Origin of the sequence: Stenotrophomonas sp. FSL W7-1447, assembly GCF_037966425.1 — a bacterium.
Classification (GTDB): Bacteria; Pseudomonadota; Gammaproteobacteria; order Xanthomonadales; family Xanthomonadaceae; genus Stenotrophomonas; species Stenotrophomonas pavanii.
On sequence record NZ_CP150199.1, the window covers coordinates 2,826,433 to 2,841,264 of the forward strand.

Sequence of the window (14,832 nt, forward strand, 5' to 3'; positions counted from 1 at the left end):
TTATTGGTACTACCAATAACGAATCCGATCAGACCACGTGCGACGGATTTAACCGCCACTCCGATGAAGAGCCTATTAGACCATAGGGTTACACATTATAGTGGTACTACCATTAGCGAGACCCTGGAGGTGCCGGCCGCTGGCTGGCAACTCGAGATTCCTTATGAAATCCGCTTCTCCAACCGCCGCATCACCGCCAGCACCAGCACGCACAGCACGCTCACGCCGATGGCGATCACGTACTTGCTGATCCCCACCGCAATCCCGATGGCCGCGGCCATGATCAGCGAGCTGGCCGTCGTCAGACCGCTGACCTGGTCCTCGCGTGAGCCACGCAGGATGGTGCCGGCGGCCACGAAACCAACACAGGCCACCACCGCCTCGATCAGACGCACCGGATCAACCTGCAGCAGGTCGCGATAGCGCTCCTGCTGGAAATGCTCGGCCACCGAATCACCGAGGCCGACGATCAACGCGGCGGCCCCCGCGATCAGCATGTGCGTGCGCAGGCCAGCGGCGTGCTTGCCCATCTCGCGCTCGACGCCAAGCACGCCGCCGAACAGCATCGCGGTCGCGACGCGCAGCAGGATCGAGACATCCTGGGTAAGTTCCATGGGTCAGGCTCCGGGTGTTTTTCCCGGAGCCTTGCTCGGCGGTCGTAGGGCGGGAGTGAAGACGATGGCACGCCCTCTTCACCGCACGTCCTCATCCACGCCCTGCGTGGATCTGCTGACCGCACGCGCTCATTGCGCCAGGTAGCCGCCATCGATGGCGTAGTACGTGCCGGTCGCGAACGACGCATCGTCGCTGGCCAGCCAGGCCACCAGCGCCGCCACTTCCTCCGCCGTGCCCAGCCGCTTCAATGCGTGGCGACCCTCCAGGGTGGCGCGCACCTTCGGGTCCATCTTCTCCAGCAGCGGCGTGCTGATGAACCCCGGGCCCACCGCGTTGACACGGATGCCGTCTGCGGCATGTTCCCAGGCAGCGGTCTGGGTCAGCCCGACCACGCCGTGCTTGGCGGCCACATAGGCAGTGGAGCCGGCATAGCCCACCTGGCCCAGGATCGAAGCCATGTTGATGATGCTGCCGCCGCTGCCGGCCGCACGCATGGCCTGGATCTGCGCACGCTGGCACAGGAAGACACTGGTCAGGTTCACGTCGATCACGCGCTGCCAGCCATCGACCGGATAGTCGCCACTGCTGGCTGCAGGCCCGCTGATGCCGGCGTTGTTGACCGCGATATGCACCCCGCCGAGCTCCTTCACCGTGCGCTGCACTGCGGCCTCCACCGCCGCATCATCGCTGACGTCCAGCGCCACACCGATCGCCTGTCCGCCGTGCACCTGCAACTGCGCGACAGTGGCATCCACCGCATCCTGCTTGAGATCCCAGACCGAGATCCGGGCACCGGACGCCGCCAGTGTCTGCGCCACCGCAAGGCCGATGCCGGAGACGCCGCCGGTCACGATCGCGGTCTTGCCGGTGAGCTGGTAATCGATCATCTGTGTTCTCCACGTGTTGTCAATCGAAGCGGAATGCACCCGCCTGGCCAGCACGCTACGCCCCGACGTGTTACGACCGTGGCATATACAGGGCCTGCAACGATCCTTCCCATCGCTGCAACGCGTTCGCGCCTATGCTCAGGTCACGCATCTCCTCCCCATGGAATTCCCGATGACGACCCCTGCCGCCGATCTGCTGTTCACGCCCACCCGCCTCGGTGATATCGCCGTAGCCAACCGCATCGCGATGGCGCCCCTGACGCGCAACCGTGCCCTGCCCGACCGCGTGCCCTCACCGCTGGCGGTCACCTACTACCGGCAGCGTGCCAGCGCCGGCCTGATCATCGCCGAGGCCACGCAGATCAGCCCGCTCGGCCAGGGCTATCTGGACACCCCGGGCATCTACAGCCGTGACCAGGTCGCCGCTTGGAAAACGGTCACCGATGCAGTGCACGCCGAGGGCGGACGCATCGTGCTGCAGCTCTGGCACGTGGGCCGCATTTCCCACACCAGCCTGCTGCCGGAAGGCGAAGTGCCGGTGGCGCCCAGCGCGATCCGTGCCCAGGGCAAGACCTTCACCGCCAACGGTTTCGAAGATGTATCCGAGCCCCGCGCGCTGGGCATCGAAGAGATCCCGGCGCTCATCGAGGACTTCCGGACTGCCGCCCGCAATGCGATCGACGCCGGTTTCGATGGCGTGGAAGTGCATGCGGCCAATGGCTACCTGATCGACCAGTTCCTGCGCGACGGCAGCAACCATCGTGACGATGCCTACGGCGGCAGCATCGAGAACCGCACGCGCCTGCTGTTCGAAGTGGTCAGTGCAGTAGCCGATGCCATCGGCCCGGGCCGTACCGGCGTGCGCCTGTCGCCGGTCACGCCGGTCAACGACGCGCACGACAGCGACCCGCAGCCGCTGTTCAATCGTGCGGTGGAACGCCTGGATGCGATTGACGGGCTGGCCTTCATCCATGTCATCGAAGGCGCCACCGGAGGCGACCGTGACAATATCGCGTTCGACTATGCGGGCCTGCGCGCTCGCTTCTGCGGCCGGTGGATCGCCAACAACGGCTACGATGCCGCACGCGCCGGCCAGGCCGTAGCCAGCGGCTACGCCGACATGGTCGCCTTCGGCCGACCCTTCATCGCCAATCCGGATCTGGTCGCGCGCCTGCGTACCGGTGCGCCGTTGGCCGAGCTGGATGCGGACACGCTGTACGGCGGCGGCGAACACGGCTATACCGATTACCCACCGTTGGACCGCTGAGTTCAATGCGGTGCCTGCCCGGTTCCGGGCAGGCACCGGAGCCGGCAGTTTGGCCGTTTGGATCCCTGTTTTTGGCCACCCCGCCCCTCATCGAGGCGGCAGCAGCAGCGAAAATAACGCGATGTCACGCGAAGGGCGAGCGTGCACCGACGCCCCGTTTTCCTTGCCGAGCGCCGAGCGATGTCCCGATATTTCACCTTTGCCGATTACCGCCGTTTCGGCCAGCGCCATGGCTTCGATTACCGCGCTGATCCGGAACACCTGCGCGAGGACCAGTGGGCCGGTCGCGGCGAGGTCAACGAACAGTTCATGCGCGGTGGCATGAGCCTGATCGCCTCTGACGTGCATAACCGGTTCCCCTATGTGGCTACCGCGCAGCAGCGTCCCGGGCTTGCCATCCGCGTGATGCTGCAGGGGCAGGTCGACGTGCGTATCCCGCGACGCGGTGCATTTACCCTGCGTGCCGGTACCGCGATGACCGCCCAGCATCGCGACCAGATCGAGATGACCGGCGCGCACCCCGGCCAGACGCGCATGCGCGGGGTCAGCGTGATCGTGCCGGCGGGAGTCGATGCGGAAGTTTTCCGGATGCCACTGCTGGAAAAGGCGCTCGACACGCACCTGGAATGCCGCCACTGGGCCATTCCACACGCGATGTTGCCGGTGCTGGGCCAGTTGTTCGACCGCCCGTGGCAGGACGGCATCGATGCCTTGTGGCGCGAGGGCGTGGCACTGCAGCTGCTGGCGCTCGGCCTGCAGGCGGAGGACCTGCAGGCCGACCCGGTGCGCACGCTGCGCGCCGGCCAGCGCGAGCGCCTGGAACGCGTGCGCAGCTACCTGCATGACGACCCCAGCCATGCCCACAGCCTGGTCGAGCTGGCCCGGCTGGCCTGCATGAGCCCCAGCTCACTGCGCCGCCATTTTGCCCAGCAGTATGGAAGCTCGGTGTTCGATTATCTGCACGAGCAGCGCATGCGCCACGCCGAACAGGGCCTGCGCGAAAACGGATGGACCGTCGAACAGGCCGCCGCCGCCAGCGGCTACCGCCACCCCAGCAACTTCGCCGCCGCGTTCCGCAAGCGCTTCGGCCTGGTGCCCAGCCGATGGCGCACCGGTCCCTCGAAGGTGGGGTGAGAGCCTGTCGCCGGCAGGTGCCGACCTGGGTCGACACGCTCCGGCACCGTCGTGGATGCCGGCCAGCGGCCGGCACTACCACCAACTCCGGGCATGGCGAACCCGGAGGACCTCAGCAAGCTCAATACACCGGCAGATCGATGTAGCTGGCCTGCGCCGCGCTGTGCCACACCCGCTGCGTGGCCTTCTGGTAATCGCCTGGCTTGGCCAGGTAGAGGTTGGGCACGTAGGTCTGCGGATTGCGGTCATACAGCGGGAACAGGCTGGACTGCACCTGCACCATCACCCGGTGCCCCTTCTGGAAGGTGTGGTTGGCGTTGGGCAGATCGAAGCGGTACGGCAGCACCTGGTTCGCCGCCAGCGGCTTGGGTTCGCTGAAGCTCTCGCGGTAGCGGCCACGGAAGATCGCCAGCGACACGGGCAGCTCGTAGCCCCCCATCTCCGGCGTCGACGCTTCCTGGTCCGGGTACACATCGATCAGCTTCACCACCCAGTCGCTGTCGGTGCCACTGGTCGAGGCCTGCAGGTGAACCACCGGTGCGCCGCCGATGCGCAGCGGCGCCGTCAGCGGTTCGGTGATGAAGGTCAACACGTCCGGGCGACCATCGACAAAGCGCTGGTCCTTGACCAGCCAGGTGGTCCACATGTCGCGGTCGCCGAAGCGGATCGGGCGCGGCACGAACGGCACCGGCTTGGCCGGGTCGGACACGTACTCCTCGAAGTCGCCCTCGCCCGCCGCTGGCGCCTGGAACGCCAGCTTGCCGCCGGCACGCAGATAGAGCGGCTTGCTGCTGGCGGCACAGCCCTTGTCGCAGCTGCGCGGCCACCCTTTCAGGCGGTCCCAGTGGTTTTCGCCGGTGTTGTAGATCAGCACCGGCGGCGTGTCGGCCTTCGGTGCACCGTCCACCAGGTACTGGTCGAAGAAAGGCTTGAGCACATCGCGACGGAACTGCAGCGCGGTATCGCCATCGAACTTCAGCGCGCCCAGTTCGCTGCCGCTGTAGTTCACCTGGCTGTGCCGCCACGGGCCCATCACCAGGTAATTGCGGTTGTTGCCGCTGTCGCGCCCTTCCATCGCCTGGTAGGCGTGGTTGGCGCCCCACATGTCCTCCTGGTCCCACAGGCCCTGCAGCCACAGGGTCGGTACCTTCAGCGGCGTCTTCGCCATCACCGCGTCCAGCGCCTGGCCCTGCCAGAAGCCGTCATAGGCCGGATGCTCAACCAGCTTCTTCCACCAGGTCAGCTGGTCCACGCCGGTGAAACGCGCGTAGTCGCCGGCCGAACCGAGGCGCAGGAAAGTGCTGTAGTCGTCGTAGCCCAGGCTGGGCAGCGGCGTGCCCTTGCCGCGCTTCTCGGTCTGCATTGCGAAATAGTTGAAATTGACCTGCCGGAACGCACCGTAGTTGAGCCAGTCGTCACCCATCCAGCCATCGACCATCGGGCTCTGCGGTGCGGCTACCTTCAGTGCCGGGTGCGGGTCGGTCAGCGCCATCACCACGGTGAAGCCCTCGTACGACGAGCCGAGCATGCCGACCTTGCCATTGCTCTCCGGCACGTTCTTCACCAGCCAGTCGATGGTGTCCCAGGCGTCGGTGGCGTGGTCCACCTTGGTGTTGTTCAACGGCCCGCGCAGCGGCCGGGTCATCACGTAATCGCCTTCGGAGCCGTACTTGCCGCGGATGTCCTGGAACACGCGGATGTAACCGCCGTCGACGAACACCTCGTCGCCCTGCGGCAGCAGGTCGCGCATGCGCGGCGAATCGCTGCGGCTGGCGCGGCCGGCGGCATCGTAGGGGGTGCGGGTCAGCAGGATCGGCGCATTGTGGGCGCCCTTGGGCACCACGATCACCGTATACAGCTTGGTGCCATCACGCATCGGCACCATCACCACGCGCTTGTCGTAGTCACGACCGACATCGGGGGCAACGAAGGGCTTTCCGCTGATGTCCGGGGTCATCGGCGGGGTATCGGCGGCCAGCACAGTGCTGGACAGGCAAAGGGCAATGGCTACAGCGACGGCACGCACACGCATGGACAACCCCTCCCGGCAGGAAAGCTCCAAGCCTACTCCTGCCCTGCGCCGTGAAGTGTGTGCAGGCTTTGCATTCTGCGGTGGATGCAGGCAGGACTGATGGCACATGTGTCTGCGGTGCCGCTGCGCTCGCCGCATGACCGGTAGTGCTACCCGCTGGTAAACAACCGCGCAACGCGCCCCGGGACGCATGAAGTTGTACCAGCGGCCGACACTACCCGGTCAGGCCACCACCACCTCGTGCAGCGCCAGCCAGCGCCAGCGACCCTCTTCCTGCCTCAGCACCGCCAGCGATTCGCGCCACGCGGGCTGGCCGTCATCGATCGAATGCCCTTCGCGATAGCGCAGCACCGCCAGCGGCAACGGCGCATCCACCGCCTGCACGGCGTCGATGGAAATCCGCAGCCCGGGGCGCGCGCCGTGACCACTGGCGAACAACGCCTGCACGGCCTGCCGATCCAATCGGCGCCCGGCGATGCCGGCCATGCTGAAGTCCGCGCAGAAATGCGCCATCAGATCACCCAGCGCGTCGGTGCCGACGTCGGCACGGAACCAGGCCTGCAGCTTGTCATGCAGGTGGTGGATTTCATGTTCTGCGGTGGTTTCCATCAGGTGTTCTCCGGTTGCGAAAAGGTGATCCTCTGCGACCTGCGCAGCAATGCCATCGGCAGCAGGGTCAGCAGGGCGGCCAGCCCCAACGCCACGCGGGTGGCGTGGGCCGGCAGCCATTGCATGGCCAGTGCCAGCAGCAGCGCGATGGCCGCGGTGCCCAGGCAGAAGCTGAGCTGGCGATTGAGATTCCAGAGAGCGCTGGCATCACCCAGCGCCTCGCCCTCCACGCCCTGGAAGGCCAGCGTCTGCGCGGTACTGCTGCACAGGCTGCCGCCAGCGCCCATCAGCGCGAACAACAGCGCGGCCGATGCGAAGGCGGGCGGCGGCAGCAGCGCCATCAACAGCAGCCCACTGGCCTGCAGCAGCATGCCCACGCGCAGTACCGTGGCCGGGCCGAGGCGGGCCAGCAGCCGTTTGCTGGCCGTGATCGCCACGGCCGAGGCCAGCGCCCACGGCAGCATCAGCGCGCCGATGCGTGCGGCGCTGTAACCGGCCTGGTGCAGCTGCAGGGTACTGACCAGCTGGCTGCCGATGAACACGCCGGGCACGGCCAGATACACCAGCATCGCCAGGCGCAGCCCGCGATGGGACAGCAGTGACCAGCGCAGCAGCGGTTGTGCCTGCCGGCGTGCATGCTGCAGGTGGGCCGCCGCCAGCAGCAGTGCGACCAGCAGCAACACGGCACCTGCGCCGCGATGTCCGGACTCCCCCAGCCAGGTCAGCGCCAGCAGCTGCGCGCCCAGCGCCAGCATCGCGGTGGACAGCGCACAGGCCTGCAGGCGCGGTGCACTGCGCATGCCGTCGGCCGGCATCCACGCCAGCACCAGCCCGATCGCCACCACCGCCAACGGCAGGCTGGCCCAGAGCACGCCGCGCCAGGACAGCCACTGCACCAGCAACCCGCCCAGCGCGGGCGCCAATGCCGGCACCAGCAGCGCCACCAGCAGGATGCGCCGGGTCAGCGCGCCACGCTGGCCGGGCGTGCAGTGCCGGTACGCTGCCGCCTGCGCCACGGGAATCAGCAGGCCACCGGCCAATCCCTGCAGCAGGCGCCAGCCGAGCAGCCAGCCGATCCCTGGCGCTGCGCCAGCCAGCGCAGCGGCAACCGCGAACAACAGCAACGCCACCAGCAGCAAGCGACGCTCGCCGCAGCGCGCAGCCAGCCAGGGCGCCAGCGGAATCACCACGCTCAGGCCCAGCATATAGGCGGTGCCGACCCAGGCCAGGGTGCTGACCTCGGCGTGCAGTTCCGCTGCCAATGCCGGATAGGCCACCGTGGCGATGAACATGTTGGCCAGATCCAGGGCGAACACCAGCAGGAAGATCGCCTCGTGGCGCAGGCGGGGGGACGGCATCGGCGGCGCTCCAGCGGGGAAGCGACCAGCATGCCGTGTGGGTCTTGTTGGAAAAACACGACGGCAGCTGCAACACTGTCAAAACCATTTTGACAGTGAGCCGCAATGGTCAGCCTCGACCGCTTCGATATCTTCCGCGCTGTGGTCGAGGCCGGCAGCCTGACCGCTGCGGCCGATCGCCTCGGCCTCAGCCGCGCGGTGGTCAGCTTCAACCTGAAGCGGCTGGAACAGGAGTTGGGCGTGACCCTGCTGCTGCGCAGTACCCGCCACCTGGCCCTGACCGAGGCCGGCGAGCAGTTCCTGCAGCACTGCGTGCAGGCGCTGGATGCCGCGCAAGCAGCGATCGATGCCGCACGCCGCGACCAGCACCAGCTGCAGGGTGTGCTGCGCCTGACCACCACGCCGGAGTACGCCCAGCTGCGCTTGATTCCTGCGTTGGAGGCGTTCCGTGCGCGGCATCCGGCCCTGCAGTTGCATCTGTCGACCTCACCGGCGCCGGCGGACCTCATTCCCGAGCGTTTCGACCTGGCGATCCGTCTTGGCCGCCTGCCGGATTCAGGGCTGCACGCCAGCGAACTGGAGCGCCATCCACTGTGTGCGGTGGCGGCTCCGTCCCTGCTGGCACGCCTGCCCTCGGCCGATGCGGCCGATGACCCCGTGCAGCTGGGTACCCTGCCCCGCCTGGGCTACCCACGCCTGGCCGACGTGCCGGTGGTTGCCCCCGATGGCAGCGACGCGCTGTTCGCCACTCATCCAGGCAATGCCGTGGTGCGCGTGGATGGCGCCAGCAGCCTGCGCGCCTTCGCCGTGGCCGGCGCCGGGGTCACCGTGCTGCCACGTTGGCTGATCGAGGACGACCTGGCCCAGGACCGCCTGCGCCCGGTGCTGCGCCAGCACCGCTTCCCGCAGCAGAGCGTGTATGCGGTCTACCCGCACAGCACGCAGCCCTCACCGAAGGTGCGGCAGCTGATCGATTTCCTGCGCGGGTGGTTCGCCATATGAAAAGGGGACGGAGGGGATTAAGTCGTTTATGCATAAACGACTTAATCCCCTCCGTCCCCTTTTTCAGGCACGGCCCTGTGCGGGCCGTGCCTTCATGCATCAGCGCAGCACCTGCTCCACCAACTGCACGTCCACCGTCTGCAGCGGTTCGGCGGCGTTGCGCGACAGCTGTACCTGGTAGGTGCCACCGTCGATCTTCCACTGGCGCGCCTGTGCATCGTAGTGGGCCAGCGTCTTCGGCTCGGCTTCGATGCGGATGCGGCGCTGTTCGCCCGGCTGCAGGGTCACCTTGTCGTAGCCGATCAGGCGGATCGGCGTGGTGCTGCCGGCCGGCAGCTTCAGGTACAGCTGGGCCACGTCGGCACCGGCGCGCTTGCCGGTGTTGCGGATGTCGACGCTGGCGACCAGGCGCGAACCTTCCACGCTCACCTTCAGGTTGTCATAGGCGAACGAGGTGTAGGACAGGCCATGGCCAAAGGCGAAGGTCGGGGTCAGGCCCTTCGCCGCCATCCACTTGTAGCCGACGTTGGCACCTTCGATATCGAAATCGAACACATCACCGAACGGCTTGGCCGGCTTGAAGCCCAGGCCATCGATATGCGGGCGCGGCAGCTGCGACTCGTCCGTCACCCAGGTCACCGGCAGGCGACCCGACGGATTGACCTGGCCGGTCAGCAGCGCGGCGATGCCTTCGCCACCGCGGATGCCCGGGTACCAGGCCTGCAGCATCGCCGGCACCTGCGCCAGCCACGGCGTGCGCACCGGGCCGTTGGTTTCCAGCACCAGCACCGTCTTCGGGTTGGCCTTGGCCACCGCCGAGATCAGTGCGTCCTGGTTGTCCGGCAGCTGCATGTCCGGCAGGTCCACCGATTCGGCCGCCCACTGGGTCGCGAACACGATGGCCACGTCGGCCTGCGCGGCGGCCTTGGCCGCGGCCGCGGCATCGGTCCCGTCCACATATTCAACGGTCGCGTCCGGGCGCGCCGCACGCAGCGATTCCAGCGGCGAGGACGGATGGAAGATCACCGGGCCCGGCCAGGTGGTCGGCATCACGCCCGGCACCGCGTTGGTGCCCTTGGCAGTCACGCCCACCATCGACGAACCACCACCACCGATCACGCCCTTGTCGGCATGGCCGCCGATGATGACGATGCGCTTCACGCTGTCGGCCAGCGGCAACACGTTGCCCTCATTGCGCAGCAGCACGCTGCCCTCTTCCACCGTGCGCTGCGCAACGGCGAAGCCGGCCTCGGCATCCACCTTCTGGTGCTGCGGCGGGTTGTCGAAGTTGCCATGCAGGAACATCGTGCGCAGGATGCGCGCCACCATGTCGTTCAGGCGCGCCTGCGGCACCACGCCGCCATGCACGGCCAGGCGCAGCGGCTCATCGAAGAACACCGCCGCGTCGAACACTTCACCGGCCGACTGCTGGTCCAGGCCGGCCAGCGCTGCCTTCGAGCCACTGTGCACGCCGCCCCAGTCGGACATCACGAAACCGGGGAACTTCCATTCCTGCTTCAGCACCTGGTTCATCAGGTAGCCGTTCTCGCAGCCGTAGGTGCCGTTGATCTTGTTGTACGAGCACATCGCCACGCCAGGGCGGCCGGCGTCCAGCGCGATCTCGAACGCCAGCAGGTCCGACTCGTGCATGGCCTGTTCGCCGATGCGCACGTCGTGGAAGTTGCGCCGGGTCTCCATGTCGTTCAGCGCGAAGTGCTTCATCGAGGAGATCACGTGCTGGCTCTGCACGCCCTGGATCAGCGCGCCGACCATCGAGCCGGCCAGCAGCGGATCCTCACCGGCATATTCGAAGTTGCGGCCGTTGCGCGGGTCGCGCTGCAGGTTGACGCTGCCCGACAGCAGGATGTTGAAACGCTGCTGCCACGCCTCGCGGCCCATGGTCGCGCCACCGGCGAAGGCAACTTCGCGGTTCCAGCTCGATGCGGTGGACGGGCCCGATGGCATTGCCGTGGCGAAGTCGCCCGGGCGGATGCCCCCCGGATTGGTCACGCCGACACCGGCATCGGCCGACTGCTGCGACGGAATGCCCAACCGCGGGACGCCCGGCACGAAGCCGGCCGAACCGACCGCACCTTCCGGCAGCGGGCCACCGTCCTTGCCCAGCCCGAAGTAGCTGTGCAGCATCTGGAACTTCTCATCCTCGGTCATCGCCTTCAGCAGCAGCGCAGCGCGCGCATCGGCGTTGAGGGTGGTGTCCATCCATGGCTTTTCACCGTGCTTGTCGGCGGCATAGGCCAGGGTCAGCAGGGTGGCGCGCAGGGTGCTGCCTGCCACCTTGAACGGTGCGCTGCTGGCGGCCTGGAAACCGTCGCTGAAATAGCTGGCATCGGCCTCCAGCGCGACACGCGCCGGATCGAAACCTGCGGCCTTGGCCGATTCACCGGCCACCGCGCCGAGCAGCACCGCCGGGGCGCCCAGCCGCGAACGCGTGACCAGCGCCGGCAGCTGCGCCGCACCTGCGCCAGCATCGGTGTAGACCGCCACGGTGTGGCGGCCATCGTCCAGGCGCAGGTAGTTCAGGCCCGGCTGGTCGGGGCCGGACTCGGCGGCGATCGGCAGCCGGGTCAGCACGGCCTGGCCGCGCTGGGTCTGGCCATCGTCCTTGCCGGCGGCGATGAAGCGGTATTCATAGCCCAGGCCATCGGCCAGCACCTGCAGCGGATCGACCTGGCCGATGCCGCGCTGTACCTGGCGCACGCTCACCGCGTCCACCTGCAGGGTCTTCAACTGCGCGGCCAGGGCCGGCATCGCCGTCGCATCCGGTGCCTGTTCCAGGGTCAGTACGGTAAACGCCGCAGGGTCGGCCCAGGCCGGGGCGGCCAGTGCGGCAGACAGGGCCAGAGACAGTGCGAGCGGCTTTGTAAACGTTTTCATCGGCAGGCGTAATTCCGTTGCCAAGGCAATCGGTCCAGGGAAAGTGCCGCCGAAGGGTGCAGCGTTCATGCCGCGCAGGGGTTGCCAGGCAACGCCCCACAGGCCGGAGGACGGGCCGGTCTGCGCGCGGGACCCTCCTCCCGGCGTGACAACCTGCCTGCCCGGGCCGCGCAGGGCGACCCAATCCTGTGAAGATTGTGCGAGGGCGTTCACACCTGTCAACAGGACCTAAGTCACAGGGGCAACCTGGCCCGCAGTTATCAGGCCATCACTGGCGGTCATCAGCGGGCCGCGCAGGGCTGCCGATAATGCAGGTCCCTGGCCACGAATCGAGCCCATGAACGTACATCGCGACTTCGACCATCTCTGGCGCGACCGCTGTGACACCTCCAGCCAGCGCGCACCGCGCGTGCTGATCCGGGTGTTCGTGGCTCCGGGCGAGCTGGAGCGCAGCGTGGCGTTCTACGAGCAGTTGCAGGGCGTGGTGGCCGATGCGGGCTTCCCGTTCCCGGAAGCCGGGCTGCGCCTGGCCATGGTCGGCGCCTTCCTGCTGATCGAAGGCAGCCAGGCGGCGCTGGCCCCGTTCACCTCGACCACGGGGACACTGTTGGTCGATGACGTTCGGCCCTATCACGACAAGCTGGTCGCCGCCGGCGCCGAGATCATCTTCCCGTTGCAGGTGGTCCCGACCGGGGCGGCGTTCAACGCCGTGCATCCCGATGGCACCGTGGTCGAATACGTGCATCACCGGCCGGACCCGCAGGGGCGCTGAGGGGGCGCCACAGCACAGCAGACCCCACCATGCGTGGATGCTTTACCCCTTCAGCAACCTGAAACCCGCCCCTCCGATTTCATTAGTAATTCTACTCACAGGGCGAGTAGCATGTCCGGTCTCAGCCCCTGATACCGGCCCGTCGATACTCGCGCCATGCCCGCCGTTTCCGCCCGCTCCCGTCGCTCCCAGCCTGCCCGGCGCCCTTCCCTGGAGGATCGGCTGATGGGCGCCGTCGTCGCCCTCGACCGGCTGCTGGACGGCCGCCAGTTGTGGCGCGGCCCGGCCCGCCAGGGGCCGGCCAGCGACCACCTGGCCAGCGGCCACCCGGCGCTGGACGCACGCCTGCCCGGCGGCGGCTGGTAGAAGCGAGCGGGCTGTGCGAGGTGCTGCAGGCGGCGCCGGGCGTTGGCGAACTGGCACTGGTCTGGCCGGCGCTGGCCAGGCTGAGCCAGCGCGACCGCCCGATCGTGCTGGTCGCGCCCCCCCATCGCCCGCATGCCCCGGCCTGGGCTGCGGCCGGGCTGGACCTGGCCCAGCTGCAGGTCATCCACGCTGCGCCGAAGCAGGCGCTGTGGGCGGCCGAACAATGCCTGCGCTCTGCCGCCTGCGCGGCGGTGCTGTGCTGGCCACACCAGGCCGACGACCGTGCCCTGCGCCGGCTGCAGGTGGCCGCCGACAGCGGCCAGTGCCTGGGCTTCGTGTTCCGCGAGGCACAGGCGGCGCGCAATCCCTCCCCGGCCAGCCTGCGCCTGCAGCTCGACCACGGCCAGGTACGGGTGCTGAAGTGCCGTGGCGGCCTGCCACCCGCGCAGCCGTTGCCACTGGCCATCGCCCACTGAGGCCGCGCCATGCACTGGGCCTGCGTGTTGTTGCCGCAGCTGGCGCTGGACAGCGTGCTGCGCCTGCAGCCGGACCCGCAGCGGCCACTGGTGCTGCTGCAGGGCCCAGCGCAGCGCCGCGTGCTGCGTGCGGTCAGCCCGGCCGCGCGCGCAGCAGGGCTGCGCCCGGGCATGCTGCTGTCGGCCGCGCAGGTGCTGGTGCAGGACATGCACCTGCACGATTACGATCCCAACGCCGAACAGCACACCCGCCAGCTGCTGGCCAGCTGGGCCTACGCCTACAGTTCGCAGGTCAGCCTCGATTTCCCGCACGCGCTGGTCATGGAGATCGGTGCCAGCCGCGCCCTGTTCGGTGACTGGTTGACGATCCAGCAGCGGCTGCGCGGCGAACTGCACGAACTTGGTTTCCGCCACCGGCTGGTGGCGGCGCCTACTCCGCATGCCGCGCGCGTGCTGGCCAACGTCCACGATGGCCTCGGCATCGATGCGCAGCAGCTGCCGGCGGCACTGGCGCAGCTGCCCTTGCCGCGCTGCGGCCTGCCCAGCGAAGCGGTCACCGTGCTTGGCCGTTCCGGCCTGCGCACGCTGGGCGCGGCACTTGAACTGCCGCGCGACAGCCTGGCCCGGCGCTTCGCACCGGACGTGCTGCAGCAGCTGGATGCATTGCGTGGGCGACCCACCGCGCCCCTGCGCTACTACCAGCCACCGGACCGTTTCGATGCACGCATCGAATTCGAGTACGAAATCGAATCCAGCCAGGCCCTGTTGTTCCCGCTGCGCCGCCTGCTGCTGGACCTGGCCGCGTTCCTGTGTTCGCGCGATGGCGGCGTGCAGCGCTTCGACCTGCAGTTCGAGCACGACCTGCTGCCGGCCAGCGTGCTGACCATCGGCCTGCTGGCGCCCGAGCGCGATCCCGCGCTGCTGTTCGAGATCGCACGCAACCGCATGGAGGCTTTCGCCCTGCCGGCCGGCAGCCGCGCACTGCGCCTGCAGGCCGAGCAGTTGCCGCCATTCGTACCGGCCGCGCGCGACCTGTTCGATACCCGGCCGGCGCAGGCGATGCCCTGGAACCAGCTGCGCGAGCGCCTGCGTGCGCGGCTGGGCGATGACGCCGTGCAGCCGCTGGCGGTGCAGGCCGACCATCGCCCCGAACGCGCCAGTGGCACCCAGCCCGCGGCCAAGCCTCCGTCGTACTGGCCGCTGCGCCCCGGCTGGTTGCTGGACACCCCACAACCGTTGCGTGACCCGCGCCTGCGCATCGTCGCCGGGCCGGAGCGGATCGAATCGGGCTGGTGGGACCAGGCCGACGCACGCCGCGACTACTACGTGGTGGAAACCGCACACGGCCAGCGCGGCTGGGCCTTCCGTGAGCGCAACGATCCGCATGCGCCGTGGATGCTGCACGGCTGGTTCGGCTGA

Annotated in this window: 11 protein-coding genes and 1 pseudogene; 6 read left to right on the forward strand and 6 right to left on the reverse strand. The window is 68.2% G+C overall.

Translation table 11 applies throughout. The annotated features are described in order from the left end of the window. Positions 1-161: 161 nt before the first annotated feature. Positions 162-614 (reverse strand): MgtC/SapB family protein, encoded by a 453-nt coding sequence (locus NSQ78_RS13310; protein ID WP_049445899.1) that lies wholly within the window; start codon positions 612-614, stop codon positions 162-164. 129 nt (positions 615-743) lie between these two features. Then, positions 744-1,502, reverse strand: a complete 759-nt coding sequence (locus NSQ78_RS13315) for an SDR family NAD(P)-dependent oxidoreductase (protein WP_064238751.1) — start codon at positions 1,500-1,502, stop codon at positions 744-746. Positions 1,503-1,674: 172 nt separating this feature from the next. Between NSQ78_RS13315 and NSQ78_RS13320 the strand changes: the two genes are divergently transcribed. Together NSQ78_RS13320 and NSQ78_RS13325 are read left to right on the forward strand one after the other, a co-directional pair. Beyond that, positions 1,675-2,769: an alkene reductase gene (locus NSQ78_RS13320; RefSeq protein WP_064238752.1), complete on the forward strand. Its 1,095-nt coding sequence runs from the start codon at positions 1,675-1,677 to the stop codon at positions 2,767-2,769. 180 nt (positions 2,770-2,949) lie between these two features. Then, positions 2,950-3,903 (forward strand): AraC family transcriptional regulator, encoded by a 954-nt coding sequence (locus NSQ78_RS13325; protein WP_049465136.1) that lies wholly within the window; start codon positions 2,950-2,952, stop codon positions 3,901-3,903. Positions 3,904-4,024: 121 nt separating this feature from the next. Here NSQ78_RS13325 and NSQ78_RS13330 read toward each other — a convergent pair whose 3' ends face one another. The 3 genes from NSQ78_RS13330 to NSQ78_RS13340 form a co-directional block, all read right to left on the reverse strand. Continuing rightward, positions 4,025-5,935, reverse strand: coding sequence for a CocE/NonD family hydrolase (locus NSQ78_RS13330; protein WP_064238753.1), 1,911 nt, complete (start codon positions 5,933-5,935; stop codon positions 4,025-4,027). Between the two features lie 222 nt (positions 5,936-6,157). After that, positions 6,158-6,544, reverse strand: a complete 387-nt coding sequence (locus tag NSQ78_RS13335; protein WP_049465133.1) for a DUF4440 domain-containing protein — start codon at positions 6,542-6,544, stop codon at positions 6,158-6,160. Next, entirely contained in the window at positions 6,544-7,902 is a 1,359-nt protein-coding gene (locus NSQ78_RS13340; protein ID WP_064238754.1) for an MFS transporter, read from the reverse strand. The genes NSQ78_RS13335 and NSQ78_RS13340 overlap by 1 nt, the downstream gene beginning before the upstream one ends. Before the next feature lie 105 nt (positions 7,903-8,007). Between NSQ78_RS13340 and NSQ78_RS13345 the strand changes: the two genes are divergently transcribed. Further along, positions 8,008-8,904, forward strand: a complete 897-nt coding sequence (locus tag NSQ78_RS13345; protein WP_053462938.1) for a LysR family transcriptional regulator — start codon at positions 8,008-8,010, stop codon at positions 8,902-8,904. Positions 8,905-9,003: 99 nt separating this feature from the next. Here the strand turns inward: NSQ78_RS13345 and NSQ78_RS13350 are convergent, their stop codons facing one another. After that, positions 9,004-11,799, reverse strand: coding sequence for a glycoside hydrolase family 3 C-terminal domain-containing protein (locus tag NSQ78_RS13350; protein ID WP_080473144.1), 2,796 nt, complete (start codon positions 11,797-11,799; stop codon positions 9,004-9,006). A gap of 337 nt (positions 11,800-12,136) precedes the next feature. On the opposite strand from NSQ78_RS13350, the gene NSQ78_RS13355 reads away from it, so the two are divergent. From NSQ78_RS13355 to NSQ78_RS13365, 3 genes and pseudogenes are all read left to right on the forward strand, one after another. Next, entirely contained in the window at positions 12,137-12,571 is a 435-nt protein-coding gene (locus NSQ78_RS13355; RefSeq protein ID WP_053462937.1) for a glyoxalase/bleomycin resistance/dioxygenase family protein, read from the forward strand. 225 nt (positions 12,572-12,796) lie between these two features. Then, positions 12,797-13,413, forward strand: a pseudogene (gene imuA, locus NSQ78_RS13360) (translesion DNA synthesis-associated protein ImuA). A 9-nt stretch (positions 13,414-13,422) separates the two neighbouring features. After that, the gene (locus NSQ78_RS13365; protein ID WP_064238755.1) at positions 13,423-14,832 is read left to right on the forward strand and encodes a DNA polymerase Y family protein; all 1,410 of its coding nucleotides are present in this window, start codon (positions 13,423-13,425) and stop codon (positions 14,830-14,832) included.